Origin of the sequence: Nonomuraea sp. NPDC049646 (assembly GCF_044465525.1) — a bacterium.
Lineage (GTDB): Bacteria > Actinomycetota > Actinomycetes > Streptosporangiales > Streptosporangiaceae > Nonomuraea.
On sequence record NZ_JBITLU010000019.1, the window covers coordinates 35749 to 55377 of the forward strand.

16 protein-coding genes are annotated in these 19629 nt (G+C 72.8%); 9 read left to right on the forward strand and 7 right to left on the reverse strand.

What is annotated here, in order from left to right:
• The first annotated feature begins 5 nt into the window (after positions 1 to 5).
• From ACIBQ8_RS41145 to ACIBQ8_RS41165, 5 genes are all read left to right on the forward strand, one after another.
• Positions 6 to 440, forward strand: coding sequence for a winged helix-turn-helix transcriptional regulator (locus tag ACIBQ8_RS41145; protein ID WP_397175397.1), 435 nt, complete (start codon positions 6 to 8; stop codon positions 438 to 440).
• Between the two features lie 156 nt (positions 441 to 596).
• Positions 597 to 1256 (forward strand): sensor domain-containing protein, encoded by a 660-nt coding sequence (locus tag ACIBQ8_RS41150; protein ID WP_397175395.1) that lies wholly within the window; start codon positions 597 to 599, stop codon positions 1254 to 1256.
• 57 nt (positions 1257 to 1313) lie between these two features.
• A complete protein-coding gene (locus ACIBQ8_RS41155) occupies positions 1314 to 2465 on the forward strand; it encodes an endonuclease domain-containing protein (protein ID WP_397175393.1) in 1152 nt (383 codons plus the stop codon).
• 3 nt (positions 2466 to 2468) lie between these two features.
• Positions 2469 to 3104 (forward strand): hypothetical protein, encoded by a 636-nt coding sequence (locus tag ACIBQ8_RS41160; protein WP_397175391.1) that lies wholly within the window; start codon positions 2469 to 2471, stop codon positions 3102 to 3104.
• A complete protein-coding gene (locus ACIBQ8_RS41165; protein WP_397194746.1) occupies positions 3086 to 6244 on the forward strand; it encodes a helicase HerA domain-containing protein in 3159 nt (1052 codons plus the stop codon). The genes ACIBQ8_RS41160 and ACIBQ8_RS41165 overlap by 19 nt, the downstream gene beginning before the upstream one ends.
• A gap of 47 nt (positions 6245 to 6291) precedes the next feature.
• On the opposite strand, the gene ACIBQ8_RS41170 is transcribed toward ACIBQ8_RS41165, so the two are convergent.
• The 4 genes from ACIBQ8_RS41170 to ACIBQ8_RS41185 all read right to left on the reverse strand — a co-directional run bounded on the left by ACIBQ8_RS41170 (position 6292) and on the right by ACIBQ8_RS41185 (position 10995).
• Entirely contained in the window at positions 6292 to 7368 is a 1077-nt protein-coding gene (locus tag ACIBQ8_RS41170; RefSeq protein ID WP_397175388.1) for a hypothetical protein, read from the reverse strand.
• Positions 7365 to 8414: a TOMM precursor leader peptide-binding protein gene (locus ACIBQ8_RS41175; protein ID WP_397175386.1), complete on the reverse strand. Its 1050-nt coding sequence runs from the start codon at positions 8412 to 8414 to the stop codon at positions 7365 to 7367. The genes ACIBQ8_RS41170 and ACIBQ8_RS41175 overlap by 4 nt, the downstream gene beginning before the upstream one ends.
• Before the next feature lie 228 nt (positions 8415 to 8642).
• Positions 8643 to 9212, reverse strand: a complete 570-nt coding sequence (locus ACIBQ8_RS41180; protein WP_397175384.1) for a dienelactone hydrolase family protein — start codon at positions 9210 to 9212, stop codon at positions 8643 to 8645.
• Between the two features lie 121 nt (positions 9213 to 9333).
• Positions 9334 to 10995: an endo-1,4-beta-xylanase gene (locus ACIBQ8_RS41185; protein ID WP_397194747.1), complete on the reverse strand. Its 1662-nt coding sequence runs from the start codon at positions 10993 to 10995 to the stop codon at positions 9334 to 9336.
• 262 nt (positions 10996 to 11257) lie between these two features.
• On the opposite strand from ACIBQ8_RS41185, the gene ACIBQ8_RS41190 reads away from it, so the two are divergent.
• The 4 genes from ACIBQ8_RS41190 (at position 11258) to ACIBQ8_RS41205 (ending at position 15367) form a co-directional block, all read left to right on the forward strand.
• On the forward strand, positions 11258 to 12919 hold the full coding sequence (locus ACIBQ8_RS41190; protein WP_397175380.1) for a class I adenylate-forming enzyme family protein: 1662 nt from the start codon (positions 11258 to 11260) through the stop codon (positions 12917 to 12919).
• Positions 12920 to 13145: 226 nt separating this feature from the next.
• On the forward strand, positions 13146 to 13550 hold the full coding sequence (locus tag ACIBQ8_RS41195; protein WP_397194748.1) for a hypothetical protein: 405 nt from the start codon (positions 13146 to 13148) through the stop codon (positions 13548 to 13550).
• Between the two features lie 51 nt (positions 13551 to 13601).
• Positions 13602 to 13961 carry a nuclear transport factor 2 family protein gene (locus ACIBQ8_RS41200; protein WP_397194749.1) on the forward strand — a complete coding sequence of 120 codons (360 nt, stop codon included), beginning with the start codon at positions 13602 to 13604 and terminating at the stop codon, positions 13959 to 13961.
• Between the two features lie 98 nt (positions 13962 to 14059).
• Positions 14060 to 15367: an MFS transporter gene (locus ACIBQ8_RS41205; RefSeq protein ID WP_397175374.1), complete on the forward strand. Its 1308-nt coding sequence runs from the start codon at positions 14060 to 14062 to the stop codon at positions 15365 to 15367.
• A 62-nt stretch (positions 15368 to 15429) separates the two neighbouring features.
• Here ACIBQ8_RS41205 and ACIBQ8_RS41210 read toward each other — a convergent pair whose 3' ends face one another.
• From ACIBQ8_RS41210 to pheS, 3 genes are all read right to left on the reverse strand, one after another.
• A complete protein-coding gene (locus tag ACIBQ8_RS41210; protein WP_352327924.1) occupies positions 15430 to 15663 on the reverse strand; it encodes a hypothetical protein in 234 nt (77 codons plus the stop codon).
• A 226-nt stretch (positions 15664 to 15889) separates the two neighbouring features.
• Complete coding sequence (locus tag ACIBQ8_RS41215; protein WP_397175372.1) at positions 15890 to 18445, reverse strand: phenylalanine--tRNA ligase subunit beta; 2556 nt, start codon at positions 18443 to 18445, stop codon at positions 15890 to 15892.
• Positions 18445 to 19485: a phenylalanine--tRNA ligase subunit alpha gene (pheS, locus tag ACIBQ8_RS41220; RefSeq protein ID WP_397175470.1), complete on the reverse strand. Its 1041-nt coding sequence runs from the start codon at positions 19483 to 19485 to the stop codon at positions 18445 to 18447. Before pheS ends, ACIBQ8_RS41215 begins: the two co-directional genes overlap by 1 nt.
• Between the last annotated feature and the right edge of the window lie 144 nt (positions 19486 to 19629).

A 19629-nucleotide genomic window follows, 5' to 3' on the forward strand; every position in this document is an offset into this window, starting at 1 on the left:
GGGCCTTGTCCCGCCCGAGAGAGTGCTCGATCGCCAACGCGCTGGCCGTCGTGGGCGAGCGGTGGAGCCTGCTGGCGATGCGCGAGATCATGCTCGGGGTGCGCCGCTTCGACCAGATCGCCCGCAACACCGGCGCCAGCCGCGACATCCTCACCGCCCGGCTGCGCAAGCTGGTCGAGGTCGGCCTGCTGGAGCGGGTGCCGTACGAGCGGCACCCGCCGCGCCACGAGTACGTCCTCACCGAGGCGGGCCAGGCCCTGCACACGGTGCTGCTCGCCCTCATGGACTGGGGCGACCGGTACGTCACCGAGGGCGAGCCGCCCACCGTGTGGCGCCACTCGTGCGGCGAGCCCCTGGAGCCGCTCACGGTGTGCGCGCACTGCCGGGAGCCGGTGCGCCCGCAGGAGCTGACCGTGATCCGGGTGGACCAGCCGCGGTAGCGCGGACCCGCGATCCGGCCGGGCCGGTCGCGACAGGACCGTGATCGAGACCAGGCCGCGGTGGTCCGCCGGGGGTGGTGGTAGGGCCTGCCCTACCACGCAATGGCCCGCCGCCAGGATCGATCGCTCCCCCGCCGGGCCCGTAGCGTCATGGCCATGACAACCCTCCGGCACCGCGTCGCCACCGACACCCGCTACGTCCTGCTCGGCCTCCCGGCGGCCGCCGCCTCCTTCACCCTCGCCGTCGCCGGAGTCTCGGCCGGTCTCGGCACGGCGGTCGTGTTCGCCGGGCTGCCCGTCCTGGCCGCCACCGCCGCCATGGCCCGCCACTTCGCCGACCTGGAGCGCGCCGCGCTGCCCGGCGTGCTCGGCCACCCGATCGCCCGCCCCCGCTACGCGCAGACCCCCGCGGGGGCGGGTTCCTTCCGCCGCATGATGAACCCGCTGGCCTCCGGCCAGGCGGCGATGGACCTGCTGCACGCGATCATCGCCTTCCCGGTCTCGCTGGCCGCCGCCGTCGTGAGCGCGGTGTGGTGGGCGGGCGCGGTGCTCGGCCTGACCTTCCCGCTCTACGGCTGGGCGATCGCCGCGATCCCCGGCGTGGACGGCGGCCTGCCCGCCCTGCTCGGCCTCGGCGCCGGGACCGTGCCGTTCGTGGTGTTCAACACGGCGGTGGGCCTGCTGTTCGCGCTCACGCTCGTCCCGGTGGTGCGGACGGCGGCCCTGGTGAAGGCGAGCGTGTCCCAGGCCCTGCTGACCCGCGCCCACGTCCCGTCCGTGGAGGGTGCGTCCCCGGTCTGGGTGACAGCCCGATAGGGACGGGGTTACCCTCCCAAGTGCCGAAGTTTCCGATCTTGTGAGGGCAGGGAAGCCGTGCCGTCGTGGGCAGAGCTGCCGATCGGCCAGGTGGTACGGCTCGACGCCGACCCCGACGCCCTGGCGCCGGCCCTCGATCCCCTGCCGGACGACGCCCCGGCCGTCGTCACCTACTTCGCCGCCGAGGAACGTTCCGTCGCCGACCTGGCCGCCTCCGTCCTGCGTGAGCTGGACAAGGCGGCCATCGCGCTGTTCCCGGCCTGGTTGCCGGGGGCCGAGGGCGTCGAGGGCCCGTCCGGGGTGAACGTGGCCGCGGTCCGGGCGCTGGCCCTGCGCAGGGCCTCGGTGACCGGCCACTTCGGCCCCTTCCTCGCCGAGCTGGCCCGGCGGGCGCTGACGGGCGGTCCCAGCGGGCTGGCGCCGGAGGTCCGGGCGGCGGGGCTGGCCAGGGTGCTGGCCGACAGCTTCGGCCGGGCCCGGCTGGCGGTCCTGGTGCGGGTGCCGGACGGGCTCGGCGCGGCGGCCCGGGACGTGCTGGTCGCCGGGTGCGAGTGGCTGGCGCACCGGGGCCGGGCCGGCGTCTGGCTGACGGGCGCGCCCCTGCACGACGACCGCGTGCGAACGATCGCCACCCCGATCACCCCGAACCCGCTCCCCGCCCCCCTGCTCCCCGCGAACCCGCTCACCCCGAACCCGCTCACCGCCACCCCGCTCATCGCGAACTCGCTCACCGCGAACCCCTCCTCTGCGAGCCCGGCCGCCACGGGCCCGCTCCCGGCAGTCGCAGGTGGCGTCCGGGAGGCCGTCCTGGTTCCGGCGACCGCCGATCGGGCGCCCGCCGTCGCGTATCCGCCGGTGGCGGGCAGGCCGCATCCTGGCAGCGCGAGCGAGCTGGCGCTGGAGGCCGCCCTGTCCGGGCGGGCGTGGGCCGGGGGCCGGGCCTGGAACCAGACGTACCGGCCGGGCCCGCTGGCCGTGCCGATCCGGGTGGACCTGCTCTGGGAGCGGGAGCGGTGCGTCGTGGAGATCGACGGCCCCGACCACCGGGCTCCGGCCAAGTTCGCCGCCGACCGGCAGCGGGACGTGCTCCTGCAACTCGACGGTTACGCCGTGCTGCGCTTTCCCGATGCTCAGGTGATGACTGACATGGACACCGTCGTCCGTCAGATCGGCCAGTTTCTGCGGAACCGCCGCAGAGCGGAAGGATGAGATATGCCGGACAAAGGGCTGACCCTGCCCGAGTTCACTGCCCTGCTGGTGCTGGCCGTCGAAGCCCGCGAGGTCTCCAACAGCGAGCTCAAGGAGCACTACAAGCTGACCATCGACGGTCAGCGGCGGCTGAAGCTCAACGACCTGAAGCTGGTCGAGAGCCGGCAGCCCCGGCGCGGACGCGCCTTCGTGCACGTGCTCACCGACTCCGGCTGGGCCAGGCTGGCCGAGGACCTGCGGGCCGGGGCGATCCCGCCGCAGACCGGCTCGTCGGGGGCCATCGCGCGGGCCCTGCTCGAATGGCTGCCCCGGTTCATGCGGCGCACCGACCAGCGGCTGTCGGAGATCTTCCAGCCCGAACCGGACGTCCTCCCCGCCGGCCTGGAGTCGCGCATCCGGGCCGCGTACGCCGAGCTGGCCGCCGCGCCCGGCTCGTGGGTGAGCCTGACCCCGCTCCGGCGGCTGCTCCCCGCCGTGCCCAGGCACGAGGTGGACGAGACGCTCGTCCTGATGGAACGCCTCCCGGACGTCAACCTGGTCCCGGAGTCGAACCAGAAGACGCTCACGCCCGAGGACCGCGAAGCGGCGGTGATCATAGGCGGGCAGGACAAGCATCTGCTGTGGATCGGCGACCTGTGAGCGGCGGCGGCCTCGCGGACCTGGCCGCGCTGACGTTCAACTACACCGAGGGCGCCGACGACGTGTGGCGCCGCTCCCCCTTCCACGTCGAGGGCCTGCACGGCGCGTCGACGAAGATCCTGCTCGACGGGCTGGCCGAGGCCGCCCACCGGCCCGAGAGCAGCCCCATCGGCGTGGTCGTGCAGGGCCAGCGCGGCACCGGCAAGACCCACCTGCTCGGCTGGCTGCGCGAACGCGCCCAGCGCGAGGACGGCTACTTCGTCCTGGTCGGCCTGCTGGACGCCAAGGGGTTCTGGGAGAGCATCGTGGTCTCCCTGCTGGACAGCCTCTCCCGGCCCCGCCACGACGGGCAGACGCAGCTCACCGTGCTCCTGGACCGCCTGGCCATCATGGCGGGGCTGTCCCGCATGGCCCGCCGCTCGATCACCGGCAAGCGCGGCCTGACCAGGGACGAGCTGGACGCCTTCGTCACCGCGTTCCGCCGCGTCGCAGGCCAGGTCGGCCGCGACAGCCAGGACGCCGCGCGCGCCCTGGTCCTGCTGGCCGGCGACGATCCGGGCCTTCAGGACCTCGGGGAGTCGTACCTGTCGTCGGCGCCCGAGGGCGAGCCGGGCGAGCGGGCCCGCTGGGGCATCCGGCAGCTCGGGCGCACGCCGCAGGAGATCGTCCGGGACCTGTCGCGGCTGATGGCGCTCACCGGGCCCACGATCGTCGCGGTGGACCAGATCGACCCGCTCGTCGCGCAGTCCCGGGCGACCACCTCCGGCCCCGCCGAGCACGACCCGGCCGAGCAGCTCATGATCGAGCGCATCGCGGGCGGACTGATGGCGCTGCGCGAGGTCACCCGCCGGACGCTGACGGTCGTGACCTGCATCCCCGCCACGTGGGCGCTCATCGAGCGGGTCGCGGTCGACACCGTGCGCGACCGCTTCCGCCAGGCGGCCCAGCTCATGACCATCCCCGACGCCGCCACCGCCCGCGCCCTGGTCGCCACGCGCTTCGAGGTTCAGTACGGCGAGGCGGGCGTCAAGCCGCCCTACCCGACCTGGCCGGTCCGGCCGGAGGCGTTCGAGCAGGCGCCCGGGTTCACGCCGCGCGAGCTGCTCATCCGGATCGACCGGCACGTCCACGCCTGCCTCATGGACGGCGAGGTCAGGGAGCTGACCGGGTTCGCGGCGGAGGCGGCGCCGCGAACCCGGCCGCCCGCACGCCCCGCCGACCATGCCGTCCCCGCCGACCATGCCGTCCCTGCCGATCTCGGCGCGCTCGACGCCCGCTTCGCCGAGCTGCTGGAGGCCGCGCAGGCTCCGGTGATCGACCAGGCCGGTGAGGACACCGCGATGCCCGCCCTGCTGGCCGCCGGGCTGCACGCGTGGATCGCCGAGCAGGGTCCGGCCGGCCGGGCCTTCAGCGTGGACCCGCCGCCGAGCGCCAAGCCCCCGCTGCACGCCCGGCTGCGCCGCACGCTCGACGAGAGCAGGGAGGACGAGGTCCACTGGGCCTTCCGCGCGGTCAGCGCGACGCACGGCAACGCGGCGCTGAACCGCCTCCGCAAGGCGTGCGTGGCGGCCGGGCTCGACGCGGAGGTGCCCAAACGGCGGTTGTTCCTGCTGCGCGACACCCCATGGTCGCCAGGGACGGCGACGCAGGCGGCCGTCGCGGCCTTCGAGCGGGCGGGCGGCAGGACGCTGCGGATGAGCCGCCACGACCTGCTGGTCCTGGCGGCGCTGCGGGCGCTGGTCGCGGAGAGCCCGCCGGAGCTGGCCGCCTGGCTCGCCGCGCGGCGGCCGACGTCCGGGATCGGTTTCCTCACCGAGGCGCTGGCTGACGCGTGGAGCGTTCCCGCCGGCCCGGCCCCCGAGGCCCCTGCCACGGCGCGGCGCCAGGACGGCGGCGACCAGGACCGCTCCCTGACGATCGGACGGCGGATCGCGGACGGCGAGCCGGTGACGATCGCGCTGGAGGCGCTGCGCAAGCACACCGCGATCTTCGCCGGCTCCGGCTCCGGCAAGACCGTGCTGATCAGGCGGCTGGTCGAGGAGTGCGCGCTGCGCGGCGTCTCCTCGATCGTGCTGGACCCGAACAACGACCTGGCCCGGCTGGACGAGCCCTGGCCAGAGCCGCCGCGCACGTGGGCGCAGGGCGACGCCCGCCGCGCCGAGGAGTACCTGGCGGCCACCGACGTGACCGTCTGGACGCCGGGGCGGACCGGCGGACGCCCGCTGAGCTTCCAGCCGCTGCCCGACCTGGCGAGCCTGGCCGGCGACCCCGACGAGTTCGCCGAGGCGGTCGAGGCCGCGGTCGCGTTCATCGTGCCGCGGGTCAGGCTGGACGCCAACACCGACAAGGCCCTGCGCGGGCAGGCCGTGCTCCGGCGGGCCCTGGCCGCCTACGGAGGCGGCGGCGCGACCAGTCTGAGAGGGTTCGCGGCGTACCTGGCCGACCTGCCGGACGGGGTGAGCGAGCTGGCCAGCGCCCGGCGCATCGCGGCCGACCTGTCCCAGTCGCTGACCGCGGCGATGGACAACGACCCGCTGTTCGGCGGGGCCGGCGAGCCGGTCGATCCCGGGCTGCTGGTGACGCCGCCGCCGGGCAGGCGGGCCCGCGTCTCGGTGATCAGCCTGGCCGGGCTGCCGGGCCTGGAGCAGCGGCAGAGCTTCGTCAGCCGGCTGCAGATGGAGCTGTTCGTCTGGTTCAAGCGGCATCCCGCCCAGGACCGCCCGCTGGGCGCGCTGTTCGTCATGGACGAGGCGCAGACGTTCGCCCCCGCGGCGGGAGGCGCGTCGGTCTCCACCCGCAGCACGGTGCTGCTCGCCTCCCAGGCCCGCAAGTACGGCCTGGGCCTGGTCTTCGCCACGCAGGCGCCCAAGGGGCTGCACAACCAGATCCCGGGCAACTGCGCCACGCAGTTCTTCGGCCTGCTGAACGCCCCGATCCAGATCAGCGCGGCCAGGGAGATGGCCCAGTTCAAGGGGGGCGGCGACGTGCCGGACATCTCCCGGCTGGGCGCGGGCGAGTTCTACGTGGCCGGTGAGGGCGGCGGGTTCGCCAAGGCGCGGGTGCCCATGTGCCTGACGCACCACCCGAAGGCGCCGCTCACCACGGAGGAGGTCGTCGCCAGGAGCCGCGGGGGCGCCTGATCGCCACGGTCCCGGCCGCGGAGGGGGGCGGCCGGGACCGTGCCGTCTCAGGAGGATCGGCGGGCCGAGGCGAGCAGGCGGCGGGCCAGGACGGCCAGGTAAAGAGCCCAGCCGGCGCCGACCACGGCCAGGGCGGCGACCGGCTGCCAGCCCGGCAGCTCCTCGACGGCCCGCCGGCACACGGCGACCGTCACCGGGACCGTGTAGAGCGCGAAGAAGGCCAGCCCGAGCACGCGCCCCGCCACCAGGAACCAGGCGTACACCCGGACGCCGCGCGGCGCCGTGCGGGTGCGCCGCGCCCGCAGGTACGCCTGCGCGTCGGCCATGAGGTTCTTGTTGCCGCCGGCGTTGGCGATGGCGTAGTAGACGTCGGTGCGCATGAAGAACAGGAACTGCCAGGCGATCTGCGACAGGCAGATGACCACGACCAGCCGCACCACGGGCAGGTCGGCGGCGTACAGGACGCAGGTCCCGGCGCAGGCGAGGAACCAGTCCACCCGCATGCCCGCCAGGTGGGCGCGGTAGCGGGCGCGCCTGGGCACGCCCCAGATGCCGGTGATCCTGGTCTGCACGACGAGGAACTGCAGGCGGGTGCCGAGCGACAGCTCGGCCCGCACGCCGAGCGACCGCGCCGCCGCGATGTGGCCCAGCTCGTGGACCAGCACCAGCAGCCAGGAGCCCGCGGCGAAGGCGACGGTGAAGGTGAGGCTGTCCGACCAGACCAGCGAGGAGAACGACGGCAGCACGCCGGGCCTGGCGACCGCGGCGGCCAGGGCGCAGACGGTCAGCGCGGCCAGCACGGCGTGCGCCGGGCGGGAGAACAGCCAGGCCACGTGGCCTGGCCTGATCCGGTCCCACAGGTTGGGCGGACGCCGGGGCCGGCTGAGCAGCCCGGCCGCGCCGAGCCCGGTCACGAACTCGGCGACGTCCACGTCCAGGCCGCGTTCGGCCAGGACCAGGGCGCGGGCCTCGGCTGCCGTCCTGGTGCCGTCGAGCGCCTCGACCACGGCCGCCGCCACGCCGGGCACGTTGACGAACGTCTCGCCGTTGCCGATGACGTAGTCGTCCGGGCCGTCGGCCACCACGCTGAGGAACGACAGGTCCGTCAGCGGCTCGGCCTTCACCCGCACACCTGGCAGCCGTCGCGGCGGTCGAAGTCGTAGGCCGTGGTGGTCAGCGTGAGCAGGTCGAGCCAGAGGCTGCGGCCCTCGACGGCGGGGGCGCCGGTGCCGGTCAGGAAGCGGATCACCTCGGCGGCGAGCATGCCCGACACGATCCCGCACAACGGCCCGAACGACGGGATGGCCCGTCCGGGGTTGTCGTTGGCGGGCAGGACGGTGGAGCCGTACCGCGCGGCCAGGGCGGCCTCCTGGCAGGCCAGGCAGCCGGTCCTGCCGGGCACGACCAGCGGGCCGAGCAGGCCGACGTGCTGGTTGAAGCCGCCGGTGACGAACGGCGTGCCGGCCCGCACGCAGGCCTCGTTGACCCAGCGGCGGATGTGCGGCTGCGGCGTGTCGACGGTGTTGACCACGAGGTCGGCGCCGGTGACGACGTCGGAGGGGCCGGTGATGCGCCGCTCGACGCGGGTGACGCGGACGTCCGGGCAGTGCTCGCGCAGCCTGCGGGCGGCCGCGGCCGTCTTGGGCTCGCCGAGGTCGCGCACGGTGTAGAGGTGCTGGCGGTGCAGGTTGCCGATCTCGACGCGGTCGTCGTCGAGCAGGGTCAGGCGGCCGACGCCGGAGGTGGCCAGGTGCAGGGCGACCTGGCCGCCGATCGCGCCGGCGCCGAGCACCGCCACGTGCCGGCCGGCGAGGTCGCCGAGCGCGGCCACGGCGCGGTCGGCCGGCTGGAACATGGCCATGAACAGCGCGAACCTGGACAGCCGGGCGTCGGCGGCGAGCGTGACGAGCTCGGTGTCGGTGACCAGGAAGCGGGCCGCGCGCAGCTGTTCGACGGCCGAGTCGATCTCGGCGGGGGTGAGGTCGTCGAGGAGGTCGTACAGGTCGGACTGCTCGACGGGGGTCTCGGCGCACAGGCGCAGCAGGCGACGCAGGGGTGGCGGCGCCGGGTCGAGGATCTGGCCGGTCGGGGGGAAGTCGCCGAGCCGTACGCGCCCGCGGGCGTCGTCGATGAACAGGGGGAAGACCGGATTCACCTGAATCCTGGGCATGAAGGCGGCTCCCGGGCGAGTGAGGGCCTCCCGCGGGGTCGGGCCGCGTCGCGGGAGGCCCGAAGAGGTCAGCAGCTGTTGCTGTTTCCGGTGGTCTCGACTTCTTCGACCTTCTTGATCTCGATCGTCATGAGCGATCCTTCCGTCGATCTTGATGGGCCGATGAGATCATAAAGTAAAGATCGCCCCTTTTGATAGACCCAAGTACGAAATATCCGCGAAATCGTCTTATATCCGCGCAATAAAGTCGCGGGATCGTTTCCACATAAGCGCGGCCGACTCTTCCGAGTATCCGGGAAGATCGGGATCGGCGAACAAGTGCACATTTCCCGGATAAATGAAGCACTCGAATAACGGTCCCAGCTCCGTCCGCAGACTGCGGACGTCACCGGCGTCCACCCACGGGTCGCCCTCCGCGTAGTGGAGCTGCACCGGCACCGAGACCGGCCACCCCCGCGCGCTGACCTCGGCCACGGCCGCGCAGCCGTGGTAGAGCAGCAGCCCCCGGGCCAGCGGGTGCGTGGCGGCCAGGAGCTGGGCCCCGAACCCGCCCAGCGAGAACCCGGCGAACACGACCGGCCCGCGCGCCTGCGCGGCGATCTCCCGCCAGCGGCGCGCGAGCTCGTCGAAGCCGATCGCGTCCCGTTTGCGCAGCCCGGATTCGAGGTCGTCGAAGACCTCGCCGTCGTAGTAGTCGGGCGTGCGCACGACGTGCCCGCCCGCGCGAAGCGCCTCCGCGGCCCCCATTACCCCCGGTCGCAGGCCCTGTGCGGAGTGCAACAGGATGATCTCTGCCATGTGCACTGTGTACCACCGCGCGCAGGCCCCACCAAGGGCCCCGTTCGGGCACCCTCCCGTGCCCCCGCCCGGCGCGCGGATCCCCGGGCGGTGGCCATGTCCGCCCGGGGGGTCGCGCGGGTCAGGAGCAGGTGTAGGCGGACGGCGTCGCGGTGTCGCCGCCCGGCCTGGCGACCTGGAACCCGAAACTGGTGCTCGCGCCGGGCGCGAGGGTGCCGTTGTACCCGGCGTTCCTGGCGGTGACGTTCTGCCCGCTGACGGTGACGGCGGCGTTCCAGGAGCCGGTCAGGGTGTGCCCGGCGGGCAGGGTGAAGGTGACCGTCCAGCCGTTGACCTGGGACGTGCCGGTGTTGGTGACGGTCACCGGCTGGATGACGTACCCGCCGCTCCACTGGGTCTGCACGGTGCCCGCGGCGGTGCAGCCGCCTCCGCCGCCCCCGGTCAGGGTGGTGAAGGTGACCGCCGGGGAGTCGCCGGACAGGTTGCCCGCGCCGTCCCGCGCCCGCACGTAGACCTGGTACTGGGTGCCCGCGGTCAACCCGGTCAGGTTGATGCTGTTGCCGGTGGACTGGCCGAGCCGGGTGTCGGTGCTGCCCTGCTCGCGGTAGACGTCGTAGCCGGCCAGGCCGCTGCCGCCGGTGTCGGTGGAGGCGGCCCAGGTGAGCATGGCCGAGTTCGCGGTGACGTTGCCGGCCGTGGGCGTGCCGGGCGTGCTGGGCGGGGTGGTGTCGGTACTGCTGCCCCCGGCCAGGGCGTCGTGCACGGCGGTGTACGACGGTTTCTGCTGGTAGCTCTCGTCGTAGATCAGCGCGGCGCCCTGGCCGGGGAAGGTGTCGGGCACCCAGGAGTACTTGTCGGTGAAGCCCCAGATCGTCACGCCCTGGCAGGCGGTCACCGCGAGGCAGGCGTTGACGACGTTGCGGTAGTAGGTGGCCTGGGTGGCGTCCTTGGTGGCGTCCCTGGGGGTCTGCATGCGCACGTCCAGCTCGGTGATCCGGACCTGGACGCCGAGGGCGGCGAAGCGCTGCAGGTTCTGCTGGAAGTCGCTGGGGAAGCCGTACTGGATGGCCAGGTGGGACTGGAAGCCGACGCAGTCGATGGGCACGCCCTGCTGGCGCAGCGAGGAGACCAGGTTGTAGATCGCCGTGCTCTTGGCGTTGATGCCCTCGGTGTTGTAGTCGTTGATGCACAGCTTGGCGTCGGGGTCGGCGGCGCGGGCGGCGCGGAAGGCGTCGGCGATGTAGCCGGAGCCCAGCGTGTTGTACCAGAACGACGTGCGCAGGTTGCCGTTGTCCTCGAAGACCTCGTTGACCACGTCCCAGGAGACCACGGCCGGGTTGTCGGCGAAGTGGCCGACGACGTTGGCGATGTGGTTCTGCATGGCCGCGCGCATCGCGGTCGCGCTCAGGCCCTGCACCCAGCCCGGCGTCTGGTTGTGCCACACGAGGGTGTGGCCGTGCACCTGCTGGCCGTTCTGGGCGGCGAAGGCGACGATCGCGTCGGCGCCGGAGTAGGTGAACTGGCCCTGGCTGGGCTCGGTGGACTCCCACTTCATCGCGTTCTCGGCGGTGACCTGGCTGAACTCGGTCGCCGCGATGTTCCGGTAGGAGGTCTCGCCGGCCAGCGGGCTGGTGGCGAGCGCCGTGCCGATGAACTTGCCCTTGGCGGCCGCGTGCGTGCGCAGGGGCGCCGAGGCGCCGGCCGAGGTGGCGGGGAGGAGGAATGCTGCGAGAATCCCCAGCAGGGCGAGGACTCTGACGGACAGTGACGAGACCACGGGCATCTACCTCCGGAGGCAGGCACTCGATTCCGAAACTTTTCGATCCCCAGCGGACCGCATCGCAGACGGTATTGACATGCGAGAGAGCGGTCAATGCCGATCGCGTGCCGCCGTCAAAAGAGCAGTTGGCAAGCGAAAAATATCGGCTTCTACGTGAAACTTTCACGGACGCCTGCCTCCAGGGTTTTGGCTGCTCTAGCGCGACGTACCTACCGGTCGGTACTGTGAAAGTCCAGAAGAATCGTCTGATGCGGGAGTTCTGCGCATGTCCCTTTCGCACGCCCAGGTCCAAGCCCAGCTCACCGGCCCCGGCCAGCTTTTCGAGACCGAGGAGATCGGCGACACCGGGGTACGCACGTGGAAGCACGCGCCGGCACACTTCCGCGCCCTGCTGGAGACCAGCAGGTTCCACGGCGAGCAGGTCTTCCTGGCCTACGAGGACGAGCACATCACCTTCGAGGAGCACTTCCGCCGCGCCGCCACCCTGGCCTGCCGCCTGGTCGAGGAGTACGGCGTCACCAAGGGCGACCGCGTCGCCATCGCCATGCGCAACTACCCCGAATGGGTGGTCTCGTTCTCGGCCGCGCTGGCCGCCGGGGCCATCGCCGTACCGCTGAACGCCTGGTGGACGGAGGCCGAGCTGGCCTACGGCGTGCACGACTCGGGGGCCAAGGTGCTGATCGCCGACGGCGAGCGGGCGGTCAGGCTGGCCTCCACGGGCGTGCCGATGATCGTGACCAGGGGCGAGGCGCCCGAGGGCGCGCGGTCGTTCGCCGACGTGCTGGGCGAGGTCACCGCCGACGTGCGGCTGCCCGACGTCGAGCTGTCCCCCGAGGACCCGGCGACGATCTTCTACACCTCCGGCACCACCGGCCGGCCCAAGGGCGCGCTGGGCAGCCACCGCAACCTCGGCCAGTCCCCCATGACCGTGGCCTACGGCCTGGTCCGCTCGGTCACCATGGCCGGCAAGGACGCGGGCGCGGCGGCGAGCGTGCGCCGGGTGACGCTGCTGACCGTGCCGCTGTTCCACGTCACCGGCTGCTTCTCCGGCATGACCACGTCGATGTTCACCGGCGGCGGCGTGGTGCTCATGTACAAGTGGGACCCCGAGCAGGCGCTGCGGCTGATCGAGCGCGAACGCGTCACCACGATGATCGGCGTGCCGACCAACGCCTGGCAGCTCATGTCGCACCCCGACTTCGGCAAGTACGACCTGTCGTCGCTGACCACCCTCGGCTACGGCGGCGCCCCCGCCCCGCCCAAGCTGCTGGAGCGCATCACCACAAACCTGCCCGACCGCGCCCCCTCCAACGGCTACGGCATGACCGAGACGACCGCCCTGGCCATCGGCAACGGCGGCGCCGAGTACCACGCCAGGCCCGACAGCATCGGCCTGCCCTCGGCCGTGGTGGACGTGCGCGTGGTGGACCCCATGGGCGCCGAGCTGCCCGCCGGCGAGGTGGGCGAACTCTGCGTGCGCGGCCCGAACGTGATCATGGGCTACTGGAACCAGCCCGAGGCCACGGCGCAGACGTTCGTGGACGGCTGGCTGCACACCGGCGACCTGGCCAGGATCGACGAGGAGGGCTTCGTCTACATCGTGGACCGCGCCAAGGACATGGTGATCAGGGGCGGCGAGAACGTCTACTGCGCCGAGGTCGAGGCCGCCCTGTTCGAGCACCCGGCGGTGGACGACGTGGCGGTGATCGGCGTCCCGCACGACGAGCTGGGCGAGGAGGTCGGCGCGGTGATCCGGCCGGCGCCGGGGCAGTCGGTCACGGCCGAGGAGCTGCGCTCGTTCCTGGCGGACCGGATCGCCAAGTTCAAGATCCCGGCGCACGTGTGGTTCCGCGAGGGCGAGCTGCCCCGCAACCCCGGCGGCAAGATCCTCAAAACCCACCTCCGCCGCGAGGTCCTCGGCTCCTGACGGTCCCCCGCCTGGACGCCGCCCACCCCGAACCCCGTCCCGGGGGCTTCGCCCCCCTCAAACCCCCTCCGGGGCGTCTCCGCAAGGAGGCGCCCCCTTCTTTTTCTCCTAAGAACCCGCAGGTCGGCGGCCGGTTCGCGGACTTCATTACCTGGCGCGTAATCGCGGCCCCTACGCCCCGGCTGACATCGTTCAAGTGTCGCAACCAGCACTTGAAGGAGCCAAGATGACCGCCCTCACCGTCACCGCCGACCGGACCAGGTTCCTGCGCCTCGCGCTCGCCGCGGACGCCGTCGTCACCGGCGTCAACGGGCTGGTCTACCTGGCCCTGGCCGGCCCCGCGAGCGACCTGCTCGGCCCGGGCGCGGGCCTGCTGCGCGAGATCGGGATCTTCCTGCTCGTGTACGGCGCCGCCGTCGGCCTGCTGGCCTCCCGCCCCGCGATCAACCCGGCCGCCGTCAGGGTCGTCATCGGCCTGAACATCGTCTGGACCCTGGCCAGTGTGGCCGCCGTCGTGACCGGCACGGTCGAGTTCAGCACGCTCGGCGCCGTCTGGGCCATCGCCCAGGCCCTGGTCGTGGGGCTGTTCGCCGAGCTGCAGATCACCGGCCTGCGCCGGACCCGCCGCTAGCACCTCTCCTGAGAACCGTTGAAAGAACTCCTGGAAGAAAGTGAGATCATCATGACCGCCGAGCTCGTCGAGCGCTACCTCGCCGCCTGGAACGAGACCGACGCCGACGCCCGCGCCAAGGCCGTCGCCGAGCTGTGGACCGAGGACGCGACCTACACCGACCCGATGGCCGACGTGGCCGGGCACGCCGGGATCGCCGCCGTGATCGAGGGCGCGCAGGGCATGTTCCCCGGCCTGGTGTTCACGCCGGGCGAGGTGTTCGACGCCCACCACCACATCGCCCGCTTCACCTGGCACCTCGGCCCGGCCGGCGAGGAGCCCCTGGCCGTCGGCTTCGACGTGGTCGAGCTGGCCGAGGACGGCCGGATCCGCAGGGTCCTCGGCTTCCTCGACAAGGTGCCCGCCGCCTGACGCCCCCCTCCCGCGAAGGCCCCCGGTTCCCCCCGGGGGCCTTCGCCGTCCCTAAATGATTTGCCTTCATCGCGGACGTGGTCGGACAATCAGACCTCGTGCCAGCCCCACTCATGCGCCTGCTCCGTCACCTCTCCCCCGACCTGAGCCCGCTGCGCGACTCCCGCGACTACCGCCTGCTGTTCGGCGCCGGCGTCGTCACCATGTTCGGCACGATGATCACGATGGTGGCGCTGCCGTACCAGATGAAGGAGCTGACCGGTTCCTACGTCGCTGTCGGGATGATGAGCCTGGCGGAGTTCGTGCCGATGGTGGTGTGCGGACTGTGGGGCGGCGCGATCGCCGACGCGCTCGACCGCCGCCGGATCATCGTGCTGAGCGAGCTGGGCCTGCTGGTCACCACCGCCGCCCTCGTGGTCAACGCGATGCTCCCCCACCCGCAGGTCTGGGTCCTGTACGTGATGGGCGCCCTGTCCACCGGCATCGCCTGCCTGCAGCGTCCGAGTCTGGAGGCGGTGATGCAGCAGGTGGTCCGGCACGATCACCAGGCCGCGGCGGCGGTGCTGAACAGCCTGCGCTGGAACGTCGGCGCGATCGTCGCCCCGGCGCTGGGCGGCCTGCTGCTGGTGCACCTCGGCACGCACGTCGCCTACGCCATCGACACGGCCACCTTCGTGCTCTCCCTGGCGCTGCTGTGGCGCATCAGGTCGCTGCCGCCCGTCGAGGACGCCGCGCCCGCCTCGCTCAGCTCGCTGGTCGAGGGCGTGCGGTACGCCACCGGCCGCAGCGACCTCATGGGCACCTACCTGGTGGACATCGCGGCCATGGTGTTCGCCATGTCCAACGCGCTGTTCCCGTTCCTGGCCGACGAGCTGGGCTCGCCCGAGTCGCTCGGCCTGCTGTACTCCGCCGCCGCCGTGGGCGCCCTGGCCGCCTCGGTGACCGGCCGCTGGACGGCCCGCGTCCAGCGGCAGGGCCTCGGGGTGATCGTCGCGGCGGCGCTGTGGGGCGTGGCGATGACGCTGACCGCGCTGGCCCCCAGCGTGTGGCTGGTCTTCCTGTGCATCGCGCTCGCCGGCGCGGCCGACATGATCAGCGGCATCTTCCGTACGACGATGTGGAACCAGACCATCCCGCAGGAGCTGCGCGGGCGGCTGGCGGGCATCGAGCTGCTGTCGTACGCCAGCGGCCCGATGCTGGGCAACGCCCGCGCGAGCCTCATGGCCAACTTCGGCGGCACCCGCTTCTCGCTGGGCGCGGGCGGCCTGCTGTGCGTGGGCGCCGTCCTGGGCCTGGCCGCCGCCCTGCCCCGGTTCCGCCGCTACGACGCCAGAACCGACGAACACGCACTCGCCGAACGCGCCCGCCGCATCGAGCAGTCATCCGACCAGCCCACCCCGGCCTGACCCTTGCCCACCCCGGCCTGACCGGCCCGCCCGTGGCGGCCGTCTCACCGGCCGGGGCGGCGCTACTCCGGCTCCCGCCAGCCGTCGTACCGCTCCACCAGCTCATCCACCTGGCCGAGAGCCTGCTCGTCGAGCCCTTCCACGACGACGAGCCACTGGGCGTCCTCGGCGTCGTCCTCACCGGCGAGCGTCTCGCGTACCACCCGCGGCACCCCGAGCCCCGGGAACCACTCCCCCAGCGTCTCGGCCACCTCCTCGGCGTCCCCACGCTCGCCGAACACCAGCAACTGCCTCATGCCCCACATTCTCCCGCGAGTTGAACGGTTAGGAGATGACCGACCTGATCGTTCTGGGGCCCGAAGCACCTTCCGACGAAGAGGTGACCTGCTACCAGGCGGAGAATGTCGTCCTCGCCGTAGAGGTGGTGCTGACCGTGCCGTTCGACATCGACCTCACGACGCTCTACACCACATGCCAAAAGGGGGCCGGTACGGCGATCCGTACCGGCCCCCCGTGGTCGGCTCAGGCGCTGCGGAGCTGGGCGCCCACGCGGTCGGCCGCCATCGCCACCGCCGCGTCCCTGGCCGCCGTCGTCTCCTCGACCGTCAACGTACGGCCCGCCGCCCGGAACCGCATCGTGTAGGCGAGCGACTTGTTCCCCTCGCCCACCTGCTCACCCGCGTAGACGTCGAACAGCCGCACCGACTCCAGCAGCTCGCCGGCCCCGTCGCGCAACGCCGCCTCCACGTCGGCCACCGGCGTGAAGTCGGGCACGATCAGCGCCACGTCCTGCGTCGCCACCGGGTACGGGGACACCGGCGGCGCCTGCACCGGCCCCGGCATGCCCGACTCCAGCCGCGACAGCTCCAGCTCCATGACGGCGGTGCGCGGCGGCAGCCCGTACGCCTCGATGACCCGCGGGTGCAGCTCACCGGCGTGCCCCACCAGCGTGTCGCCCACGTACAGGGCGGCGCAGCGGCCCGGGTGCCAGGGCTCGTGCTGGTCGGCGCTGATGGACAGCTCGACCCGCGACTCGGCGGCGACCAGCCGGGCGGCCTGCACGGCGTCGGCCCACGAGGCCTGCCGGCCGGCGCCCCACCAGCCGGACCGCTCGAATTCCCCGGCCAGCACGACCGCGACCCGCAGCGGCTGATCGGGCAGCGCCGCCTCGATCGAGGCCAGCTCCTCCTCGGTGGGACGGCGCGAGACGCCGAGCACCGGAGCGGCGGCGGGGGCGTTCTCCCTGGGCCGGTAGACCGCGCCCGTCTCGAACAGCGCCACGTCGCCGAAGCCGCGCCCGACGTTGCGGACCAGCGTCTTGAGCAGGCCGGGCAGCAGCGTCGTGCGCATCAGCGGCTCGTCCTCCGACAGCGGGTTGGCCAGGCGCATGGCCCGGCGCCGCGCGTCGTCGGCGGGCAGCTGCAGCCGGTCGAGGTCGTCGGCCCCGATGAACGGGTAGCTGAGCACCTCGACGTAGCCGCCCTCGGCCAGCGCCCGGCCGACCCGCCGGCGCAGCCGCTGCGCCTCGGTCAGCCCGGCGCCCGCCGGAGCGCTGGGCAGCACCGACGGCAGCCGGTCGTAGCCTTCGAGCCGGATGACCTCTTCGGCCAGGTCGTTGGGGTCGGTGAGGTCGGGCCGCCACGACGGCGGGGTGACCGTGATCATGTCGGGGCCGGTGACGGCCAGCCTGGCGGCCAGCTCGCCGCCGGTCACGACGCCGGTCGGGTCGACGCCGCCCTGGCGCACGGCCGGGTCGTCGCCGTCGGCCACGAGGCAGCCCACCTGCTCCAGGCGGCCGACGACGACCTCCTTGGAGTACGGGACGCCCGCCACGGCCGACGGATGCCCGGCCGGGATCGCGATGCGCGCCGGAGTGACGTCGACCTCGGCGTGCGTCACGCCGGGCTGCACGGTCGCGCCGCCCAGCTCGGCCAGCATGCGGACCGCCCGCCAGGAGGCGACCAGCGGCAGCTCCCGGTCGACGCCGCGCTCGAACCGCTTGGACGCCTCCGAGACCAGCCCGTGCCGGCGCGACTCGCGCGAGATGCCGGTGGCCGAGAAGTGGGCGGCCTCGATGACGATGTCGGTCGAGCCGTCGGAGATCTCGGTCTCCAGGCCGCCCATCGTGCCCGCCATGGAGATCGGGCCCGACTCGTCGGTGATGAGGATGTCGTCGGGGTCGAGCTCGCGCACGACGTGGTCGAGCGTCTCCAGCCGCTCGCCCTCCCGGGCCCGCCGGACGACGATCTCGCCGGTCAGCTTCGACCGGTCGAAGGCGTGCAGCGGCTGGCCCAGCTCCAGCATCAGGTAGTTGGTGATGTCGACGGCCAGCGACACCGGGCGCATGCCGGCGCGGGTCAGCCGCGTCCGCATCCACAGCGGGCTCTGGGCGGCCGGGTCGAAGCCGCGCACCTCGCGCAGCACGAACCGGTCGCACGCCGTCGGGTCGCCGATGGAGGCCGGCCAGGACGGCTCGGTCTCGGCGGGCACCTCGACGTCGGCCGGGTCGCGGAAGGCCACGCCGAACGCGGTGGCCACCTCGCGGGCCACGCCGCGGACGGACAGCGCGTAGCCGATGTCGGGCGTGATCTCCAGCTCGATCACGTCGTCGCGCAGGCCGAGCAGCTCGACCACGTCGGTACCGATGGGCGTGCCGGCGGGCAGCACCATGATGCCGTTGTGGTCGTCGCCGAGGCCCAGCTCGCGCTCGGAGCAGATCATGCCCTCGGACATGCGCCCGTACGTCTTGCGCGCCCCCACCTCGAACCCGCCCGGCAGCACGCCGCCGGGCAGCACGACGGGGACGCGGTCGCCGGCCACGAAGTTCGTGGCGCCGCAGACGATCTCGCGCGGCGTCGCCTCGCCCACCTCGACCTTGCAGTGCCTGATCGGCTTCTTGAAGCCGGTGAGCTCCTCGATCTCCAGCACCTCGCCGACGACGACGTTCTTGACGTCGTGGCCGTAGGAGGTGATGGCCTCGAGCTTGAGCCCGGCCATGGTGAGCCTGTCGGCCACCTCGTGCGCGGTGGCCGCCGGGAGATCGACGTACTCCCGCAGCCAGGAGAGCGGGACCTTCATCAGATCTCCATTCCGAACGGGAGCGTGAAGCGCACGTCCCCCTCGATCATGTCTCGCATGTCTTCGGCGTTGTGGCGGAACATCAGCGTGCGCTCGATCCCCATGCCGAACGCGAACCCGGAGTAGCGCGAGGGGTCGACGCCGCAGGCGATGAGCACCCGCGGGTTGACCATGCCGCAGCCGCCCCACTCGATCCAGCCCTCGGACTTGCAGGTGCGGCACGGCGGGTTGCCGGGGACCGCCGAGGCGCCGCGGCAGACGAAGCACTTCAGGTCCATCTCGGCGGACGGCTCGGTGAAGGGGAAGTAGTTCGGCCGGAACCGGGTGGTGATGCCCTCGCCGAACATGACCTCGGCGAACCTGTCGAGCGTGCCCTTCAGGTGGGCCATGGTCAGGCCCTCGTCGACGGCCAGCCCCTCGGTCTGGTGGAAGACGGGGGTGTGGGTGGCGTCGAGCTCGTCGGTGCGGAACGTCTTGCCCGGCGAGATGACGTAGACCGGCAGCTCGCGCTGGAGCAGCGCGCGGATCTGCACCGGCGAGGTCTGGGTGCGCAGCACCATGCCCGACTCGGTGGAGTCCACGAAGAACGTGTCGTGCTCGGAGCGGGCGGGGTGGTCGGTGGCGATGTTGAGCGCGTCGAAGTTGAACCACTCGCCTTCGAGCTCGGGGCCCTCGGCGACCTCGTAGCCCATGGCGACGAACGCGTCGGCGATGCGCTCCTGCAGCGTGGTCAGCGGGTGACGGGCGCCGCGCGGCCGCCGGTCCCAGGGCAGGGTGACGTCGACGGTCTCCTCGACGAGCACCCGGGCGTCGCGCTCGGCCTCCAGCTCGGCCTGGCGGGCGGCCAGCGCCTCGTTGATCGCTCTGCGGGCGCCGCCGACGCGCTTGCCGGCCTCGGCGCGGGCGGCCGGCGGCAGGGCGCCGATCTCGCGGTTGGCCAGGGCGATGGGCGAGCGGTCGCCCGCGTGCGCCAGCCTGGCCTGCTTGAGTGCGTCGAGGCTGTCGGCCGCCTTGATCGCCGTGAGGGCGTCGGCCTCCATGCGGGACAGCTCGTCGGCATGCAACGGCGTCACCTCGACGGGGTCGTAGTCAGACAAGAGTGAGCTCCGTATCCAGGGCTTGAGCGGAAAGAAGTCTAGTGGGGCCCGCCCACCGGACCGACTCCGACGGGTGTCGAGCCGCTC

Coding starts and splice junctions, on each gene's coding strand:
- ACIBQ8_RS41150 (WP_397175395.1), top strand. CDS start 597: ATGACAACCCTCCGGCACCGCGTCGCCACCGACACCCGCTACGTCCTG.
- ACIBQ8_RS41160 (WP_397175391.1), top strand. CDS start 2,469: ATGCCGGACAAAGGGCTGACCCTGCCCGAGTTCACTGCCCTGCTGGTG.
- ACIBQ8_RS41175 (WP_397175386.1), bottom strand. CDS start 8,414: ATGCCCAGGATTCAGGTGAATCCGGTCTTCCCCCTGTTCATCGACGAC.
- ACIBQ8_RS41180 (WP_397175384.1), bottom strand. CDS start 9,212: ATGGCAGAGATCATCCTGTTGCACTCCGCACAGGGCCTGCGACCGGGG.
- ACIBQ8_RS41185 (WP_397194747.1), bottom strand. CDS start 10,995: ATGCCCGTGGTCTCGTCACTGTCCGTCAGAGTCCTCGCCCTGCTGGGG.
- ACIBQ8_RS41190 (WP_397175380.1), top strand. CDS start 11,258: ATGTCCCTTTCGCACGCCCAGGTCCAAGCCCAGCTCACCGGCCCCGGC.
- ACIBQ8_RS41195 (WP_397194748.1), top strand. CDS start 13,146: ATGACCGCCCTCACCGTCACCGCCGACCGGACCAGGTTCCTGCGCCTC.
- ACIBQ8_RS41200 (WP_397194749.1), top strand. CDS start 13,602: ATGACCGCCGAGCTCGTCGAGCGCTACCTCGCCGCCTGGAACGAGACC.
- ACIBQ8_RS41210 (WP_352327924.1), bottom strand. CDS start 15,663: ATGAGGCAGTTGCTGGTGTTCGGCGAGCGTGGGGACGCCGAGGAGGTG.
- ACIBQ8_RS41215 (WP_397175372.1), bottom strand. CDS start 18,445: ATGAAGGTCCCGCTCTCCTGGCTGCGGGAGTACGTCGATCTCCCGGCG.
- pheS (WP_397175470.1), bottom strand. CDS start 19,485: ATGGAGGCCGACGCCCTCACGGCGATCAAGGCGGCCGACAGCCTCGAC.